This is a genomic window from Ferrimonas sediminum, from assembly GCF_900100175.1.
In the GTDB taxonomy this organism is placed as follows: domain Bacteria; phylum Pseudomonadota; class Gammaproteobacteria; order Enterobacterales; family Shewanellaceae; genus Ferrimonas; species Ferrimonas sediminum.
The window spans coordinates 1-18,630 of sequence record NZ_FNEM01000011.1 but is presented as its reverse complement, the minus strand read 5'-3'; the positions used below and the strand labels follow the sequence as shown (position 1 = coordinate 18,630).

15 protein-coding genes and 1 pseudogene are annotated in these 18,630 nt (G+C 56.8%); 8 read left to right on the top strand and 8 right to left on the bottom strand.

Features of this window, described 5'->3' with window-relative positions; genetic code table 11:
- Positions 1 to 2: 2 nt before the first annotated feature.
- The gene (locus BLT77_RS12795; RefSeq protein ID WP_090365841.1) at positions 3 to 296 is read left to right on the top strand and encodes a hypothetical protein; all 294 of its coding nucleotides are present in this window, start codon (positions 3 to 5) and stop codon (positions 294 to 296) included.
- A 141-nt stretch (positions 297 to 437) separates the two neighbouring features.
- Positions 438 to 863 carry an MAPEG family protein gene (locus BLT77_RS12790; RefSeq protein ID WP_090365839.1) on the top strand — a complete coding sequence of 142 codons (426 nt, stop codon included), beginning with the start codon at positions 438 to 440 and terminating at the stop codon, positions 861 to 863.
- Between the two features lie 189 nt (positions 864 to 1,052).
- On the opposite strand, the gene ansA is transcribed toward BLT77_RS12790, so the two are convergent.
- Together ansA and sppA are read right to left on the bottom strand one after the other, a co-directional pair.
- The gene (gene ansA, locus BLT77_RS12785; RefSeq protein WP_090365837.1) at positions 1,053 to 2,063 is read right to left on the bottom strand and encodes an asparaginase; all 1,011 of its coding nucleotides are present in this window, start codon (positions 2,061 to 2,063) and stop codon (positions 1,053 to 1,055) included.
- Between the two features lie 103 nt (positions 2,064 to 2,166).
- Entirely contained in the window at positions 2,167 to 4,002 is a 1,836-nt protein-coding gene (gene sppA, locus BLT77_RS12780) for a signal peptide peptidase SppA (RefSeq protein ID WP_090365834.1), read from the bottom strand.
- Positions 4,003 to 4,263: 261 nt separating this feature from the next.
- Here sppA and BLT77_RS12775 point away from each other — a divergent pair, with 261 nt between their 5' ends.
- The gene (locus BLT77_RS12775) at positions 4,264 to 6,285 is read left to right on the top strand and encodes an NADPH-dependent 2,4-dienoyl-CoA reductase (protein ID WP_090365831.1); all 2,022 of its coding nucleotides are present in this window, start codon (positions 4,264 to 4,266) and stop codon (positions 6,283 to 6,285) included.
- On the opposite strand, the gene BLT77_RS12770 is transcribed toward BLT77_RS12775, so the two are convergent.
- Both BLT77_RS12770 and BLT77_RS12765 read right to left on the bottom strand, forming a co-directional pair.
- Positions 6,282 to 7,820 (bottom strand): ShlB/FhaC/HecB family hemolysin secretion/activation protein, encoded by a 1,539-nt coding sequence (locus BLT77_RS12770; RefSeq protein ID WP_090365829.1) that lies wholly within the window; start codon positions 7,818 to 7,820, stop codon positions 6,282 to 6,284. The genes BLT77_RS12775 and BLT77_RS12770 overlap by 4 nt on opposite strands.
- 106 nt (positions 7,821 to 7,926) lie before the next feature.
- Positions 7,927 to 9,417, bottom strand: coding sequence for an MltF family protein (locus BLT77_RS12765; protein ID WP_176819304.1), 1,491 nt, complete (start codon positions 9,415 to 9,417; stop codon positions 7,927 to 7,929).
- A gap of 191 nt (positions 9,418 to 9,608) precedes the next feature.
- On the opposite strand from BLT77_RS12765, the gene BLT77_RS12760 reads away from it, so the two are divergent.
- On the top strand, positions 9,609 to 10,688 hold the full coding sequence (locus BLT77_RS12760; protein ID WP_090365823.1) for a hypothetical protein: 1,080 nt from the start codon (positions 9,609 to 9,611) through the stop codon (positions 10,686 to 10,688).
- A gap of 162 nt (positions 10,689 to 10,850) precedes the next feature.
- Positions 10,851 to 11,693: an alpha/beta fold hydrolase gene (locus tag BLT77_RS12755; RefSeq protein WP_245709941.1), complete on the top strand. Its 843-nt coding sequence runs from the start codon at positions 10,851 to 10,853 to the stop codon at positions 11,691 to 11,693.
- Here the strand turns inward: BLT77_RS12755 and BLT77_RS12750 are convergent, their stop codons facing one another.
- Positions 11,694 to 12,389 (bottom strand): rhomboid family intramembrane serine protease, encoded by a 696-nt coding sequence (locus tag BLT77_RS12750; RefSeq protein WP_090365819.1) that lies wholly within the window; start codon positions 12,387 to 12,389, stop codon positions 11,694 to 11,696.
- Between the two features lie 212 nt (positions 12,390 to 12,601).
- Here BLT77_RS12750 and BLT77_RS12745 point away from each other — a divergent pair, with 212 nt between their 5' ends.
- Complete coding sequence (locus tag BLT77_RS12745) at positions 12,602 to 13,396, top strand: ABC transporter permease (RefSeq protein ID WP_090365817.1); 795 nt, start codon at positions 12,602 to 12,604, stop codon at positions 13,394 to 13,396.
- Positions 13,397 to 13,755: 359 nt separating this feature from the next.
- Entirely contained in the window at positions 13,756 to 15,120 is a 1,365-nt protein-coding gene (locus BLT77_RS12740) for an ammonia-forming cytochrome c nitrite reductase subunit c552 (protein ID WP_090365814.1), read from the top strand.
- Positions 15,121 to 15,252: 132 nt separating this feature from the next.
- Here BLT77_RS12740 and BLT77_RS12735 read toward each other — a convergent pair whose 3' ends face one another.
- Complete coding sequence (locus tag BLT77_RS12735; RefSeq protein ID WP_090366121.1) at positions 15,253 to 16,710, bottom strand: aminotransferase-like domain-containing protein; 1,458 nt, start codon at positions 16,708 to 16,710, stop codon at positions 15,253 to 15,255.
- Positions 16,711 to 17,029: 319 nt separating this feature from the next.
- Between BLT77_RS12735 and BLT77_RS12730 the strand changes: the two genes are divergently transcribed.
- Entirely contained in the window at positions 17,030 to 17,557 is a 528-nt protein-coding gene (locus BLT77_RS12730) for a redoxin domain-containing protein (protein WP_090365811.1), read from the top strand.
- 114 nt (positions 17,558 to 17,671) lie between these two features.
- On the opposite strand, the gene BLT77_RS12725 is transcribed toward BLT77_RS12730, so the two are convergent.
- Both BLT77_RS12725 and BLT77_RS20300 read right to left on the bottom strand, forming a co-directional pair.
- Positions 17,672 to 18,016, bottom strand: a complete 345-nt coding sequence (locus BLT77_RS12725) for a YajD family HNH nuclease (RefSeq protein ID WP_028114889.1) — start codon at positions 18,014 to 18,016, stop codon at positions 17,672 to 17,674.
- Between the two features lie 338 nt (positions 18,017 to 18,354).
- Positions 18,355 to 18,630: pseudogene (locus BLT77_RS20300) on the bottom strand (transposase); the annotation flags it as partial.

Below are 18,630 nucleotides of genomic sequence, written 5' to 3'. Positions count from 1 at the left end.
TCATGAAGCTGTATCGAGATCAACAGGGGATGGCCCGGGCCGAAGTCGAGAATGAACCTGTGATGCTGGCGGAGTTTCTTACCAGTGATGTTCAGGCGGATGTGGCGGCCACCAAAGAGTTGCTGGCGTTGGCGGATCACTCGGTAGGAGAGGTCAGTGGCAATGCCCACTGCCTGCTACTGGACGGCGATGACGCCGTGCTGGAGAACTTGTTTAGCGATGAGGTGTGTCGGTTCGAGCGTCGAATGTTGATCGAGGCTTTGGAGCAGTGGCTGGCGTTTATCGATAAAGAGTGATCCTGAGTCCGGAGTTCCTCCACGATGAAAGGCCTGCAATTGCAGGCTTTTTGTGGTCTCAGGCTTGATTTCGGCGGCCAAAATATGAGCTGCTCAGCTAGGCGCAGGATACGTCTTATTCAATACTGACAGGGAGGTTTCATGGAGAGTCACTCGTCGCTGCTGCTGCCACTTGTGGTACTGGTCGCCTGGACGCTGATTATGTGGCTGTGGATGTACGCCACTCGAATCCCGGCCATTTTTCGGGCCAGGATGCGACTGGATCCTCAGGCCCCCACTGGTCAGCAGATGGCCGAACTTCCGCCGCCGGTGCGATGGAAAGCGGACAATTACAATCACCTTCTGGAACAGCCGCTGCTGTTCTATGCGCTGGTACTGGTGCTGGAGCGTCTCGGTGATGGCGGTGCGCTGGTGCTGGCCATGGCCTGGAGCTATGTGGTTTTGCGGGTGGTTCACAGCCTGGTGCAGTCGCTGGGCAACCGCATCGAGGTGCGGTTTGCGGTTTTTGTACTCTCCAACATCCCCCTGTTTGTACTGACTGCGGTGGCGTTAACAAAGCTGTGTTAAGAGCGACAACCCCGGCCGGTTTCGCGATGAATTGACCCTCCATCCCATTGAGTCACCGGCGGGCGCCGGTGGTCAATGAGCCGGATTTTTCGAAGAGTCTTCCCTCCGGAGACCATAGAGGCGCCATGGCGTCCCCTACCGCGCCCCTCAAGTCGATGGGTTCACTCGAGAATGAGGCCGGGGTAGGGGTCAGTTGCTTAGCTCGCCCCGTAGGCTCTGTTCCATCGCCTCCAGTCGCTGTTGAAAGCTCAGCGGCTGGCTTAGCAGGAAGTGCAATTTAGCCAGGGCGGCTTCAGTGGTCATATCAAAGCCACTGATCACCCCGGCCCGGGACAGGGCATTGCCGGTGGCGTAGCCAGCCATATTGACCTTGCCCTGCAGACACTGGGTCAGGTTCACCACGATCACCTCCCGATTCCGGGCATCCTGAAACAGCTGCAGCAGTTCCGGTCGCTGTGGCGCATTACCCACGCCAAAAGAGAGCAAAATCAGCGCTTTGACCGGCTGTTTGAGGATGTTTCCAATCACAGTCGAGTCGATGCCTGGGTACAGGGTAACCACGCCGATGGGTTGCGGAGTAATGGGGTGGACCTTGAGGGGACCGCTGGCGGACAGCGCCTGGACGCCGGGGCTGGGCTTGATGTGAATCCCCGCTTCCAGCAGCGGCGGCAGGTTGGGGCTGGCAAAGGCATCGAAGCCGTCGGCGTGTACCTTGGTGGTGCGGTTACCCCGAAACAGTTTGTTGTTGAAGAACAGGCACACTTCGCCAACCGGGTGGCTGGCGGCCAGGTACAGGGCGTTCAGCAGGTTATGCTGGCCGTCGGAGCGCAGCTCGGCAAAGGGGATCTGTGAACCGGTCACCACCACCGGCTTGGTCAGTCCCTCCAGCATAAAGGAGAGGGCCGAGGCGGTGAAAGCCATGGTGTCGGTACCATGCAGAATCACAAAACCGTCGAAGTCGTCGTAGTGGTCGCGAATGTCGTCGGCGATGGTTTGCCAGTCCTGGGGCGTCATATTGGCCGAGTCCATCAGATCCGAGTATTCGGTGATGGCAAACTCCGGCATCTCCGGGCGCTGAAATTCCGGGTTGGCCTTGACTCGCTGGGTCAGAAAACCGGCGGTTGGCGCATAGCCCTGGTCGGTTTTCTGCATGCCGATGGTACCGCCGGTGTAGGCGATGTAGATTCGTTTTTTTGTCATTATTGTCAGAGGCCTTAGCGAGAATGGGCGGATTATAACGCGCCTTTTCAAGATAGCAAAAAGGCCCCCGAATGGAGGCCTTTCTCGCGCGGATCCCGGGCTGTTACAGCTCGCCGCACTCCAGGCAAAGCAGGTAGGTGTTGGCCGGGTCGCTTAGCGACAGACGCTGCTCCAGGGGATCCAGTAGCTGGTGCTTCAACTGAGACAGCAGGGGGGTGCCGCTGCTGGGCAGTTCGATGCCGGCACTGCCGAGAAACTCGCGCAGGAACTCCTGCTCCGGGCTGACGGGTTGCTCGATCACCACGGTATCATAACTCTCCAGTCCGGCGATTTCGGCGGCGCCGGCAATGGCGTCGTCCAGATCGCCCAGTTCATCCACCAGGCCCAGCTCTTTGGCGGCGATGCCGCTCCAGACCCGGCCTTGGGCCAGTGCTTCAACCTGATACAGATCCAGGCCCCGGGCCGAGGAGACCAGCTCGATGAAGTCGCGGTAGCCCTTGTCCAGGTTCATCTGCATGATGGACTTGAACTGCTCCGGAAGCGGTGAGAATACGTTCAGACCAGACATTTCGGTGGTGCCGACGCCGTCCATGTTGACGCCAACGGTGGCGGCGGTGTCTTCAAAGGTCTGAATCATGCCGATGATGCCGATGGAGCCGGTAACCGTCGACGGCATGGCATAGATGCGGTCGGTGTTGGCGGAGATCCAGTAGCCACCGGAGGCCGCCACCGAGCTCATGGAGGACACCACGGTTTTGCCGGCGGCTTTCAGGGCCAGAATCTCCTGGCGGATCTGCTCCGAAGCAAACACACTGCCACCAGGGCTGTCAACCCGAATCACCACGGCTTTGATGGCGTTGTCTTCGCGGGCTTCACGCAGCAGTTTGGCCATGGAGTTGCCGCCAACGGTTCCCGGGGGTTGATTGCCCGGCAAAATGGTGCCCTGGGCGACCACCACTGCCACCTGGGTATCGCTGGTCAACAGATCCAGTTTGGGCGGAATTTGACTCAGGTAGTCCTGCCAGCCGATGCCGTTAAATTTGCTGTCGTCTTCCGCCAGGGTGCCGAAACGCTCAATCAGAGCATCGCGCATCTCCACCGAGGTCATCAGTGAGTCCACCAGGCCGTTGTCGTAAGCGTACTGGCTGAAGTCACCACCTGAGGCTTTCAGGGCGGTTTCCAGTTGCTTAAGGTCGCGGTCAAACAGGCCATCTTCCAGGTCGCGATTGGCGTGAATGGTGGACTTATAGTGGCCCCAGATGTCGCCGAGCAGGGCACGGTTGGCCTCTTTGGCCGGCTCTGACATTTCGGTCAGGGTGTAACTCTCGGCAAATGACTTGTATTTCCCGACCCGGAACAGGTGGGTTTTCACGCCAATCTTGTCCAGCAACTCTTTGTAGAACAGGCGGTACATGCCCATGCCTTCGATGGACACCATGCCACTGCGGTTGAGCTGGATTTCATCGGCGTAGCTGGCCAGGAAGTAGGGGTTCTGGCTATACCACCCGGACTGGGCGATGACCGGTTTGCCACTGGCACTGAAGGCCTGCAGGGCCTCGCCGACCTGTTGCAGCTTGGCGATGCCACCGGACACGCCTCCGGGACGCAGTACGATGGCTGAGATGCGATCGTCACTGGCCGCTTGGTCAATGGTCATCAGCAGATCGTCGAGCAGGATCTCCTGCTCTTTATCGTCGTCCTGGCGGGCCAGCAGTTCCATCGGGTCGAGATTTTTTTTCTGCTCAACCAGATTGCCATTCAGGTTCAGCACCAATGCGGCGCCTTCCGGAACGGTCGGAGCCTTATCCTGGCTCATACTGATAATGATGGCCGCAAGCAGGCCGAAGAACACAATGTTGATGATGGTTCGGCGAATGCCGTTAAAGGCGGACCAGATAAAACGGAATATTCTTACCAACAGCGGTCGTTTTTGAGACATAGGTGTCGCAATCCTTTTCTATAATACGGTCAGTAAAGTGGTGCTGACCGGTTTTGTGCTGCGCCTGCGGTGGGCCGATTTGACCGCCGGCAGGTGGAACAATGTTCTAATAGCATCATTGTCTATGTTACAAAACCCTTCCGTGAGTTGCATTACTCAATTGTAACCCTTTTTATTCAAACACCTATACAACTGTTGTGATCTTGATCACCCCAAGGTAATCTGGACACCTGTTTTAAATGGATGTTTAAAGGTAGAGCGATGTCTTACCCGCACATGTTAGAGCCTCTGGATTTGGGCTTCACCACATTGAAAAACCGCGTCTTAATGGGCTCCATGCACACCGGACTGGAGGAGGAGAAGGGCGGTTTCGATAAACTGGCTGCCTTCTTTGCAGAACGGGCGCGAGGCGGCGTAGGCCTGATTGTTACCGGGGGGATCTCTCCAAACTTCCGCGGCCGTCTGGCCCCTCACTCCAGTCAGTTGTCGTTCCCCTGGCAGGTGTCCCGACATCGGAAAATCACCGATGCGGTCCATCACGAGGGCGGCAAAATCTGCATGCAGTTACTGCACGCCGGCCGCTATGGCTACCACCCCTTCAGTGTCTCCGCCAGCAAGATTAAGGCCCCCATCAACCCGTTCAAGCCGAGCAAGCTCAGCGTTCGCCAGATCAAGGGCACAGTAAAAGATTACGCAAGCTCGGCCAAACTGGCTCAGAAAGCCGGTTATGACGGCGTCGAGGTGATGGGGTCAGAGGGTTATCTGCTGAACCAGTTCTTGTGCAATCGCACCAACAAGCGCACCGATGAGTACGGCGGGGAGATTGAGGCGCGCGCCAAGTTTCCCCTGGAGGTGGTGCGGGCGATTCGTGAGGTCGTCGGCCCGGAATTCATCATCATCTTCCGCTTGTCGATGCTGGATCTGGTGGAAGGCGGCAATGACTGGCAGGAGGTGGTGCAGTTGGCGAAATGGCTGGAGCAAGCCGGCGTCACCATCATCAATACCGGTATTGGCTGGCACGAAGCGCGCATCCCCACCATCGCCACCAGTGTGCCCCGGGCGGCGTTTGCCTTCATCACCGAGCGGATGCGCAAGGAGGTGAGCGTGCCGCTGGTGGCGACCAACCGAATCAATACCCCGGAGGTGGCCGAGGGGATTCTCGCCAGTGGTCAGGCGGACATGGTCTCCATGGCCCGGCCGCTGCTGGCGGATGCGGAGTTCGTCAACAAGGCGGCACGGGGAGAAGGCGAAGACATCAACATCTGTATCGGGTGCAATCAGGGCTGCCTGGATCACACCTTCTCACTGAAGCGGGCCACCTGTCTGGTGAACCCCTTTGCCTGTTACGAAACCGAACTGAAACTGGAGCCCACGGCTTCCGGCAAGCGGGTGGCGGTGGTGGGCGCGGGCCCCGCAGGCATGTCCAGCGCCTGTTACGCCGCCGAGCGCGGTTTTAGCGTCACCCTGTTTGAACAGAGCGATACCCTGGGTGGTCAGTTTAATCTGGCCAGTAAGATCCCGGGTAAAGAGGAGTTTAAGGCGTCGCTGGACTATTTCCGTCAGCGCCTGAATCGCCTCGGAGTCGAGGTCAAGCTCGGCTGCTGTGCCGACGCCGACACCCTGAAGGCGTTTGATCATGTGTTGCTGGCCACCGGGGTGACGCCGCGGGTGCCGAAACTCGATGGAGTGGATCATAAAAAGGTGGTCACCTATCAGCAGGTACTCGGTGGCGAGGTGGAAGTGGGCCAGCGGGTGGCCTTAATGGGTGCCGGTGGCATCGGTTTCGATATGGGTGAATTCCTGTCCGAAGCTCATGAGTCCGCCACCCTGCACCCCAAGGTGTGGTTGAAGCAGTGGGGTGTCGATCCGGAATACACCCAGGGGGGCGGCCTGACCGAGCGCGACAGCACCGCCTTTGAGTCGGCTCGGCAGATCACCCTGTTACAGCGTAAAACCACCAAGCCGGGCAAAGGCTTGGGCAAGACCACCGGCTGGATTCACCGTACCGTCCTTAAGGATCGCGGCGTGACCATGATGTCCGGGGTGGAGTACCTGAAGGTGGATGATCAGGGGCTGCACATTCATCACGATGGTCAGGATAAGGTGCTGGAGGTGGATCATGTGGTGCTCTGTACCGGCCAGGAATCCAATCGTGGCCTGGTACCGGAGCTGGAAGCGGCGCAGATTCCCTACATCCTGGTGGGCGGCGCTGAACTGGCGGCAGAACTGGATGCCAAGCGCGCTATTCGTCAGGCCGCCGAGGTGGTGGCCAGTCTGAACTAGAAGTAGCTGCGGACCTGCAGTCGCCATTCGATGTTGTCGACCCCCTGCTGGTCGGTAATGGGGTGGCTCAGGTCCATGTGAATGACGTTGTCGCTGGAGTGGGAGGAGTACAGGCGCATGCCGATACCGACACTCTGCAGCAGCTCACTGTTCTCAGGTTGATAGGGGGTGTTGCCAAAGGTGCGCCCCAGATCCCAGAACACCACTCCACCGACCTCCAGCAGTTGATACCAGGTGATGCCAGGATAATAGCGCACCTCGTTGGTCATCAACGCGGTATGGTCGCCGTGTTGAAACTGTACCGGATAGCCCCGTAGATCCGTATCTCCGCCCAATGCCACCGGTTCGTCCAGGTATTGATTGTGGCTGGCCACCACCTCCACTTTATTAAACCAGGCCCACTGGTCGGCCAGGGCATAAAACCACTCGGTTCGGGCACTGGCCAGAGTTCGGTAGCTGTGGTTGTCGATGGGGCTGGTTTGCAGGTACAGGGAGTAAAACCAGCGTTGGTGACCATTTATCTGATGGCCGCGCTGAAAGCCGGTGGTCAATGCCGGGGCGTCGTGTTCAAAATCCCATCCCAGCCTGAGCCAGCTGTTGATGCCGAAATTAACGTCTTCGACCTTGTTGATCAGGTACAGGTTGTACACCTCGGCGTAGTGATCCTCCAGCAACCCCAGCTGCAGCCACAGCTGCTGCTGTTTGCGGTCCTCGGGCACCAAGGTGGTCTCTTCGATGGCCTCAAACCGCTGATCCCAGTAGTGGAATCCCATTTGCCAGCGCAGGGTATGGTCGCCGATTCGGCCATTGGACCAGCCCATTGAAACGTCGTGGTTGTCTAACTCCACGGCAAACTCGTTGATGGTGTTGCCGCCCTGCTTGACTTGGTTCTCTCGCTGATCCTGATCCAGAGACAGGTGAGCGGCCCAGCGGCTGTCCATGGAGTAGAACGGCCGTTTCAGTTGCAGGAACTTGCGCTCGCCATCGTCGGAGTCGATAAGGGTGATTCGAGTCGACAGGTGGTTGCCCTGAAACAGACCGGTTTGCAGATCAAAGATGTAGCCGGTGCGGTCGGTTTCAGAGAAGTAGGCCAACTCGGTCTGGGCGCCGAACCCCAGCAGGTTCGACTCAATGATGCCGATGCCGAACTTGGACTCGCCCCCCTGGCGTGAGAAGTCGAATTTGGGCAGCAGTGACCAGGTGTCCCAGGTTTCCACCACCAACCGCTCCTCGCCGGCGTCCATTTTACGAGTGACGGTGGCGCTGCGCAGGTAGCTCAGCTCCCTCAGGTGACGTTCAACCTCGTAGAGATCTTCATCGGCGCTGCACAGTTCGAATCCCTGAATCTGGTCTTCGACAGTAACGGGACGGGTGACCAGGTGCAGCCAGTTGGCCCATTCGTGCATCCAGGTGAAGCCACTCTCTTCCTGTTCAAATACATTGTTGGTGGTGATCACCACCTGTTCGGGCTGGCACTGGTTGGGGTTAACGGAGGAGGCGACGGCGGCGGGACACACAAGCACCAAGGCGGGCATGACAGCCCACAACCTGGTCGATGCTTTTCTGTGGTCCCAAATTGAATTCAAACTCACTCCTTATTGATTCCATTCACTATTGTTGTTAGTGATGATCCTTTTCAGTTTAGGGCAAACTGCCGCTGTTGCCCCCTCCCTCCATCGCCCGCTGCAACTGACGCTTCTGCCCCAGTTCACTCAGGCCCCGTTTGTAAACAATGTAATAGCGATAGATGTTGGCCACGTAGTTGACGGTTTCGGATCCAATTCGGGCGGCGGCCAGATACTCAACATTACCAAACCAACGGTTGGGATCCAGCCCCCGCTGCGACGCCTGTTGCCTTAGCCGGTTGATGCGGTTGGGGCCGGCGTTGTAGGCGGCGATACTGAAGATCATCTGGTCAAAGGGGCTCAGGGCCTCATCGTCGAAGTAGCGGCTGCGGATCACCGATAGATATTTGGTGCCAGCATGGATGTTGTTTTCCGGTTTATGTATGTCCTTGATGGCCACCTGTTTGTCGGCGGCGGTGGAGGGCAGTACCTGCATGATGCCCACGGCACCGGCGCTGCTGCGGGCGGTTTGCTTGAACTTTGATTCCTGGTAGGCAAAGGAGGCCAGCAGCACCCAGTCGAACTGATACTGTTCGGCGTAGGTTTGAAACCACTGCTGCAACTGGGCCAGTGTGTCGAGGTTATTGGAGGAGCGGGCGTGGGTCAGCCAGCGATCGTCCTGTAAAAAGCGGTGGTGCAGTACGTTGACCGTGTGGCCGCCAGTTCGGTAGGTGGTGGCATAACGGTCCATTAGTGATTGCAGTTGCGGACTGTGCTGCCTCAGGCCGTAGGCCACCTGGGCGTCTGTGCGAATCGGTACGGCGTCGAGGGTGATTAGGTTGGGGTAGCGTTTTAGCCATACCGGCAGCTTGTGTTTGTCGACGACTGTTGCCTGGAACACACCGCTGCTGACAAATTTAAGCAGATCTTCATCTTCCAGCCTGGGGTCGGCGACATCGATCTGTATTTCGGTGCGTCCCTTGCGTTTCAGTCTCTCGTTCATGGTCATCAGGCTGTCATAATAGCTGGACTCGCGGCGCACGGTGACCTGTTTGCCGGCCAGTTGGTGCAGGGAAGTGACCTCACCAAACTCTGCGGTGGTAACGATCAGCTCCTGGGTGTCGTCGCTGATCGGCGCCGAAAACGCAATCTGGCCCTGACGGCGCTCGGTCACGGTGAGGTTGGCAAAGATCAGGTCGCCGTACCCCTGCACCAGGTAGGGGATGAGCTGATCACGCCGCACCGGGATCAGAGTGACTTTAAGCAGTTTGGCCGGTGCTCCTAGGATGCGCCGCGCAAACGCCTCGAAATTGCGTCCATTCTCGTAGGTGATGCCCATGGGGTGGCCACCGTCTATGTAGTACCAGCCGAGGCTGAACGTGGTAAGGATTCGAATCTCCCCCCGGGCGATCATGGCATCGAGATCACCGGTCATCGGGGATGCCATGATGGGCCAGACATCGGCAAAGGTGTCGTCGCTGGGGGTGGCCGGCAGTGGGGCGACCTGGGGATCGGCAGCGATGGGGCTGGTCACCATAACCAGCGTCAAAAGCCAGGCTCTGATCATATAATCCCTCAATGAAGCAATAAGTTGTAAGTGTAGTTGCAGAAACCATACCGGCGCCAATTGTCGAGTTACCGGTGTCAGGCGGCGGCCCCGGTGGCCGAAGGATTTGACTGGTGACAAATTACACTGACAGTATTGCCAGATTTCGGTACCCTTGTAAGGGTAGTTTGGACAGTGTTTTGGGAACCTCATTGAAAACTCTTTTTTGCCACCAGGGTCAGGACAACCCGCTTCGGTTCGTCGCCATTCAGGCTGGCGGCCTGTTTGCCTCTCTGGTGATCATCAGCCTGTTTCTGGCATTGCCTCTTGTAGCGCCCTATGTGGCGTTGCTGGTGGCCCTGTCACTGTACCCCGTGCTTAAGGAATCCGCCTGGCGCCGGGGCCGTGATGCAGAATTGACGGGCTGGCCGGTGGTTATACCGGTTGCTACCTCGCTGGTGCTGATAGTCGCCATGCCCTATCTGACCATGACGGTATTCATTACTATGGCGCTGGTGTGGCTGCTGGCCACCGTGCAGCTGGCGTTGCGCCCGGGTAAGGGCGGCAGTGAGCCCATGATGGGCGGCTATCACGGACCAATGATGGCCGATGATCGCGGCGACGCCCTGTACTCCCGCCGGGTCGAACCGTCACTGCTCGGCGGGGAGGCGCTGGAAACACCACCGTCTGTTTCTGCCGCCGTTCAGGATGAATTGCCGGACGCCCATCAACTCTATCTGACGCTGTGGCGCCGCTCCCTGACTGCGTTGGTCGGGTTGCCGCTGGCACTGAAAGCAGCCATGGCCTTGCTGTTGATCACCGCGATGCTGGTCCCCTGGGCCGGTCAGCTGAGCTGGGAATCGACGCCGGCCAGCGACACCGCCACCCAGCCGGAGGTTGCGCCGGAGCCTGAAGTGATCAAGCCCAGAGCCGAAGCGATACTGGAGATGCCGGATCAATACTGGCTGTGGTTGGACAATGGAACCTTGAGCGTGCGCTGGCAGGGGGACGAGGCACCCCTTGGCGAGCTGTGGTCGCTGGAAACGGCCAAAGGCGACACCAGCTGCGCCGAGCTGGTATTCAATGACGACAGCGCTTATCGGCCCTACCGGGTGGATGTGGAAGCGGACGGCTTTTATCTGGCGGCCTTTTCGCCCATGGATACCGAGATATTGATTCGGCAGATCGCTCGTCGAGGCAGCTTTACGTTGTGCGGCTACCCGTTCAGCCTGAAAGGCTCGACCAAGGCCCTCAAGAGCCACAGCCATTTTGAGTGGTTCTTGACCCGCTGAGGCGGAGTGATGCGAACAGGCGGCCACGGGCCGCCTTTTTTGTATCCGGCTTAAGGCTTTGATATTGGTTGTGTTTTTTTAAAGGTCGAATCGAATCCAGATCAAGGTTTGGTGGTCGGAATGGAATTAGAGTAATAACTCTAATGTGTCACAGGGAATGGAATGATGGAAAAACGAATTAACGTGAATGGCATTGAGGTGCTGGAACAGGGGCAGGGTGACGACACCGTGGTGATGATTCACGGCTGGCCGGATACCCACAGGTTGTGGGACCGTCAGGTGGAGGCGCTGGAGCAGAATCACCGCTGCATTCGCTTCACGCTGCCGGGTTACGACCGCGGCCATGTTCGTAAGATGTATGACCTGCAGGCGCTGATCGACCAGATCGCGGCCATTGTCGATGCGGTCAGCCCGGAAAAGCCGGTAACGCTGCTGATTCATGACTGGGGCTGCGTCTTTGGCTATCAGTACTACCTTCGTCACCCCACAAGGGTGAAGCGCATTGTCGCGGTAGACATCGGTGATGCGGGCTCCCGGGATCACGAGATCCCTACCAAAGCCAAGCTGTTTATTGCCGGCTACCAGCTGTGGTTGGCTACCGCCTGGAACATCGGCGGCGGCATCGGTGATGCCATGACCCGCAAGATGGCGTCGATTCTGAAGGCCCCGGGGGAGCCGTCCAGCATTCACAGCGGCATGACTTACTCCTATTGGTGGAAGTGGAGTCACACCTTTGCCAAAAAGCCGCTGGGGATATTGCCTCTAAAGGTGGAGTGTCCGCTGCTGTTTATCTATGGCGCCGATAAGAAGGTCACTTTCCACTCCCGTAAATGGGAGGCCGAGATGGCGGCGAAGGTGGGAAATCGGGTCGAAGCCTTCCCCACCGGCCACTGGGTGATGGCCGAGGAGCCAGAACGCTTTACCAGCCTGGTGGTGGAGTGGCTGGACGGTGCCGGTGTCGAGTCGGGAGATACGGCAGTCGATGCCGTCGCAGAGCCTGCCTGATTACGGCTTCTGGCCCGGCTCGCCGGGTTTGCCCTGCCGGGTTGCGGCGTCCTCGGGCGACTGCTGCCACAGATCACCGATGGCATCGTGTTCGTTGCTGTCGGTCTCTTTCTCCCAGGAGTAGCTTTTCGCCTCGGGTAGCGGATCCCAGTGGCGAAATGCCAGGGCACAGCCGAGGCCGGCAAGGCCACCAAACAGGTGGTATTCGAACGAAATCTCCGGATCCCTGGGGAAGATGCTCATCAACATGCCGCCAAACATGAAGAAGGCGATCATCATTAGAGCGATGGAGCGCCGATCCCGTCTGAGCAGGCTGATAAAAAACAGATAAAAAAACAGACCGTGGGTGAGGCCACTGGCGCCAAAGTGAAAGCTGGAACGGCCAAACAGCCAGACCCCGAACCCTGACGCCAGCCAGATGATGATGATGACCGGCCAGCGTGATTTCGGGTAGCCATAGATAAGCGCCGAACCCAGCACCAGCAGTCCCAGGCTGTTGGCCGCCAGATGTTCCGCATGACCATGGATCAGCGGTGCCATTACGATGCCTATCAGTCCAATCTCGACCCTGGGGTAGACCCCGAGGTGGCCCAGATGCAGGGTAAACACGCTGTCCAGAACCAGCACTCCCCATAAAGCGGCAATGAACAATACGCTGATCTTGATGCTCTGCAGTATGGAGTAGTCTCGGGTCATGGCAACTCCTCGTTCCTGTGTAAGAGAAAGGCGCTATTACTGTAAATACAGACCGGTGCTGTCACCGCAGGGTTTCACTAAATTACTGTCACTGCTTTATTAATCTTGGGTCAGACTGGCGTAAATTCAATTGCTTTTTACGAGGTGTAGCTGCTTCAATAGGGCATACCTTCCCATATCATGCTCCTTTATACGTACAGGAACGCGTTTTCATGGCCGGCGTTATCGACATTGCCTGGTGGCAACTGCTGCTGTTTCTCTCCATTTTATTGGTGCCGCTGTGGATCAATCGTCACTTCCGGTTGTCACTTGGCCCGGAGGGCACATGGGCGGTGGCGCGTATGGTGGCTCAACTGATTCTGGTGGGCCTGTACCTGCAGTATTTGTTTGACCTCGATAGCCTGCTCCTGAACCTGTTGTGGTTGCTGGCGATGGTGCTCATTGGGGCCTCTTCGGTGGTCAGCAAGACCCATCTGCCACGCTCATTGGTGCTGATGCCGGTGGTGCTGGGCCTGGGGCTGGCGTTGGCGCCGGTGCTGTTTCTGATGGTGGTGGGGCTGGTAAGGCCGCAGCCGTTTTACAACGCCCAGTATCTGATCCCCATGGCCGGGATGTTGCTGGGCAACAGCCTCAGTGGCAACATCATGGCCTTGCAGCGCTTCTTGACCGCGCTGAGCGAGCGTCAGGGAGAGTATCAGGGGGCCTTGGTGCTGGGGGCAACCCCACCGCAGGCGGTGCAACCGTTCTTACAATCGGCCCTCAGCCAGGCGATGGCGCCGTTGCTGGCGACCATCAGCACCACCGGTCTGGTATCACTGCCGGGCATGATGACCGGTCAGATTTTGGGCGGAACCGACCCCATGGTGGCGATCAAATACCAGATTGTCATTATGGTGGCGATTTTGGTGATGGTGTCGGTCTCGACGGCGGTGACGCTGTTGCTGGCGTCACGCCGGCTGCTGTGCGGCAACGGGCGCGTTCGTGTTCCGCTGAACGCGCCGCGGTAACGGTGGCGTATGGCACCAGTTAAACGAACATTGAAGTGGCGTAAGATTCTGCCCCCGAACCGCGGCAAGACCTTGGCAATGGTCTTGCAATACGGTTTAGCGCACCTGCCGGCAAGAGCGTCTTTTTATTCAAATTTTTGATAAGTATGGCCCCCTAAAGTCGTCACACCCTCTCATCTAACTTTTTGCTTGGTGGCGGTAAACATTTTCAAAAACTCAAACTAATTTCAGCAAAAAATGGCCTATACAGTGATCCTAAATCGGTTTCCCGGCCAATACCCCCAAAGGGGTATGCATGCGATTCAAACCCCTCCCTATGATTCTTGCCGAAAGATAAAAAAAACCTCGGAGAGGATGATATGAAACAACTGAATAAACTCGCTGTAGCCGTTGCCATCGCCGTTATTAGTGGTTCGGCGTTGGCTAAAAACGCCCCTGAAGATGCCAACAACATCACCTGGAAGGAGAAATATCCCGAGCAGTATGCGTCTTGGGCATCCACCATTGAGTCCACGGAGCAGGGCGACATTCTGGAACACGATCCGATGATCGTGATTCTTTATGGCGGTTATGGTTTTGCCAAGGACTACAACAAGCCTCGTGGTCACCAGTTCGCTGTGGCTGATTTGACTCGCAGCCTGCGTACCGGCGGCCCAATGACCGATTCTGAGGGGCCGATGCCAGCCTCTTGCTGGGGTTGTAAGACACCGGATCTCGGTCGTATGTACGATAAGATTGGCGAAGGCAACTTCTCCGATAAGAAATGGGGCGCCACCGGTCACGAGATTGGTAACAACGTAGGCTGTGCCGATTGCCATGACGCCGACACCGGCAAGCCCACTCCCGCCCGTCCTTTTGCCATGCGGGGTTTCGCTGCTGCGGGGCAAAAGTTTGAAGACCAGGAGCCGAACATTCAGGCAGCCATGACCTGTGCTCAGTGCCACGTGGAATACTACTTCGATGGTACCGACCATAAGAAAGTGAAGTTCCCATGGGATGGCGGTCAGAACCCCGATGCCATGCTGGCCTACTACGATGCCCTGAACTTTAAGGACTGGACTCATAAGATCTCCAAAGCTCCGATGTTGAAAGCTCAGCACCCTGAGTGGGAAACCTGGCAGCCAACGGTACACGCCGAGATGGACGTGACCTGTATCGATTGCCACATGCCTAAGGTTGAAAGTGCGTCCGGTAAAGAGTTCACCAAGCACAACGTTGGCAACGCCATCGACAACTTCGACCAGACCTGCTCCAACTGCCACGACACCAAGGCCGAGCTGGTTGACACCATTGCCATGAACAAAAAAGCGGTTCACAAGGCTCAGCTGGCTGCTGAAGAGGTCATCGTAAAGGCGCACTTCGAAGCCGGTGAAGCCTGGAAGGCCGGGGCGACCGAAGCGGAAATGAAGGGCGCTCTGAAGCTTATCCGTCACGCCCAGTGGTACTGGGACTACGCCATTGCCTCTCACGGCATCCATGCTCACAACCCGGAGCTTGCCCTGACAGAGCTGGCCAAAGCCAAGAAGATTGGTAAAGACGCCCGCGCGGCACTCAAGACTGTTCTGTCGAAGCATGGCGTGGCCAAAGTGAGCTTCCCTGACTTCTCAACCAAAGCAAAAGCTCAGGTGCTGGTGGGTCTGGATAAAGCCAAACTCGATGCACAGAAGAAAACCTTCCTGGAGGAGCGCGTACAGAAGGAGTGGCCTATCAAAGTGGAATTCTAATCTAACTCTCTCACGCTTTTTTTTACGCCCTGTTAGGGGCGGTCTCTCGGGCTGATTTCCTACTGCTCAAAATCGGAAACCCGCCATTTTGCAGGATGATCCATTTGGGTCGTCCTGCTTTTTTTTCTCCCCTTATGGGGTTGGAGCGTTACCGGGATCTCTGGCGGTCTGGGGAAGCGTCGTTACCATGATTCTAATGAGTTCGCCCAAGGTTTTAATCGCGTTCAACCTTGAGTCTGTGAGCTCGAAAGAGACATTTAAACGAAAACAGTGATTATGAAAATCGCCGGCAGAAAACATTTTGCCGGGAGTAATGCAGATGTGTTGTTGCAACGCACGTCGGTAGAGTTCGGTAGCATCTAGCCCTCCGGGTAACTCAAGCCAAAGGAAGTAGCCGCCGTCGGAGCAATTGATGTTCACCTGTGCAGGCAGGTGATTTCGCAGAGCCTGCCAGGTGGCAAATTTTCTCTGTTCCAGGGTTCTGCGTAGCTGACGCAGATGCCTTTCGTAGTTGCGAGTGGAAAGGTAGGAGGCCAGCGTCATCTGGATCGGCGCACTGGTGGAGAGGGTGCTCATCATCTGCAGTTTCTGAATGGGCACGGCCATCTTACCCGCTGCGACCCAACCGATACGAAACCCCGCCACTAACGACTTGGAAAACGATGAGCAGTGCAGCGCCTTGCCGTGGCTATCAAAGGCTTTTGCCGGTAGAGGCTTATCGCTGCCGAAATGGAGCTCGTTGTAGACATCGTCTTCAATGAGGTAGACGTCATACTTGGCCAGCAAGGCCATTAAACGCTGTTTCTTGTCCACCGACAGAGTGAATCCCAAGGGATTCTGGTGATTGGTCATTAACCAGCATGCTTTAACCGGGTGGGATTGCAGGGCATTCTCAAGGGACTCCAGATCAATGCCGTCGGTTGGGTGCGTTCTTACCGACAGCGCCCTCAGGTTCAGTCTTTGCAGTGACTGCAGTGCGCCGTAAAACGTGGGAGATTCCACGACCACCCAGTCGCCCGGTTGGGTAACCGATTGCAGGCTCAGATTCAGCGCCTCGAGCGCGCCGGTGGTGATCACAATCTCATCTGGGTGCACCGTCATTCCTTGAGCGGCATAGCGCTTGGCGATGTGCTGCCTCAGCTCCAGGTTCCCGGGTGGCAGGTTATCCATTGCACTGGAGGCGGACAGGCTGCGTGCGGTACTGATCAGAGACTTGTTTACATGTTGACGCGGGTAGAGCGTTGGGTCCGGGTACACCTTGCCAAAATCGGTGATGTTGGGGGTACGACTGGCTTGCAGCACTTCAAATACAAAGTCGTTGATGTCGACCGACTCCGTTTGCTGAACCGGTTCATTCGCGGGCGTCGAGTCACTGTTTTCAATCTTTGGGGCGACCACATAGCCAGATCGCGCCCGGGACACTATCCACCCCTGGCTCTCCAGAACCTGATAGGCGTGCACCACCGTCATCAGGCTCATTCCCGACAGTTCGGCTTGCTTCCTAAGGGAGGGGAGCTTCTCTCCGGTTTGCCAGATCTCATTTTGGATCTGCCTGCGGATCTGCTCTATGAGCTCCTCGTACTTTTTCACGGAGATCAGCCTCTCATCAACACTTTTACGCGGGTAACCGCGATCATAACAGTTCCAGGTATCATCTGTTATGCATAAATACGCCACTTTTGTATCTATTATGGTTTCTGTTATCGCCCTACAATTCGAGCTGTTTCAGCTTCAACCCTGATGGGGTTCTGGCATCGGCTGCACTGTCATCAGAGTGTGGAGGTGGAAAGCTCGCACATCACCCGGCATCGCTGCCCTGAGCGGTGGTGTTTTGGATGCTGCGAATGATCGAACAGTGATGAAACCAAGGTGATTTCATCACTGGTAAATCAGGGGGAAAGACGAGGTGATGATGTCAAACAAGGTCAGAGGCGGGTCTCAGTTTCCCTCTATCGAACTGCCAAAACTGGGTGGCGGTAGAATCAACCTGGGTGTTCCGGAAAAGAAGACCAATTGGAAAATGGTCGTGGTTTATCGTGGCGGCCACTGTCCGATGTGTACCCGGTACCTGAGGAAAATCGGCGAGGCCAAGGCAGCCTTTGCAAAGCTGGGCGTGGATATTGTCGCCACCTCTGCCGACAACGAAACACAGGCGCTGGAACACTTCATGCAGCTGAAAGTCAACTACCCGGTGACCTACGGTTTAACCGTAGAGATGATGCGGGAGCTCGGGCTATATATCTCTCGCCCTCTCTCGGTTGGCGAGACCAATCACTTCTATTCCGAGCCTGGTGTGTTCATTATTAACGACCGCAATGAGGTTCAGATTTTGGACATCTCCAATGGCCCCTTCGCCCGGCCTGAGATCGATGTGCTGTTAAGCGGCATCGATTTTATCCGCGATAAAAACTACCCGGTTCGGGGCACGTTCGATTAACTCCGGGCTAGGTAGCAGCGAAAAACGGTAACGACATCGGTCAGTCGCTGGCGTCCCGGCGATTGCGGTGCGGCAACGGGCGCGTTCCACTGAACGCGCCGCGGTAACGGCACATTAACCGTTTTTCTTTTCCATCATCGCTTTGAGGTTGGCGAAGGGGTTGCTGGTAGCCGCCTCGTGTTTGAGATCGGCTCCGGCTTCAACAGTCGAACCGTATTGAGCCGCGTCGGTGTATTTGGAGTGCTCATGATCGTGGCAATACAAACACAGCAGTTCCCAGTTGGAGCCGTCGTTGGGGTTGTTGGTGTGGTCGTGGTCGATATGGTGAACGGTCAGTTCACGCAGGTTGGAGTACACAAACTCACGGGCACAGCGGCCACAGACCCAGGGAAACAGTTTCAGGGCTTTGTCGCGGTAGCCTTGCTCCAGCGAGGCATAGTTTTTAGGGATTACGGCCATCGGCGTTCTCATCGGTGAATCTTGCCGACACTATATCATCGATGCTCCGGCCGGGGCCATGCCCCAGAGCGGGTAACGATACAACCGCCAGAAACAGCAATTAATCAGACCAATTAAACAGACACCCACGTCAATTAAACAGACACCCAGATTAAAAGTTCAGATTAACGTGAAGGTCAAACACTAAGGCAAAGTGAACAATGGAGCACGCTGGACTATGGCGATGTTGTGAAATTTGAGTATCGGTGCTTTTACAGCCCCCTTTTTTGTAATGCAGAACATCCGCACTCTTCCAACAGAGTCAGAATCGTTGGGTTTTATGGTGTGAAAAGTAGCGGCTAGGCACCCAGTAAGCGCCTGGCGTTGCCCGAGCCCCGGATTCGATGCATACCATCGGTCTGTCGGCAGTGCTGCAGGCTGTGAAGCCGGCCTGCCAGGTGGCAAAACTGGTACTCAAAGCCTTCGGTGAGCTCCAACCAACTGTCTAAATCGATGTCGAGCCGTTGCAGGAGTGTGTCGCTGGACGCCGGGATGGCTGCCCTTTTATCGTTTCTGATGGCGCGGCCGGTGAACTCCACCAGTTCCAGGTAATCGTTGAGGTGACAGGGCAGGGT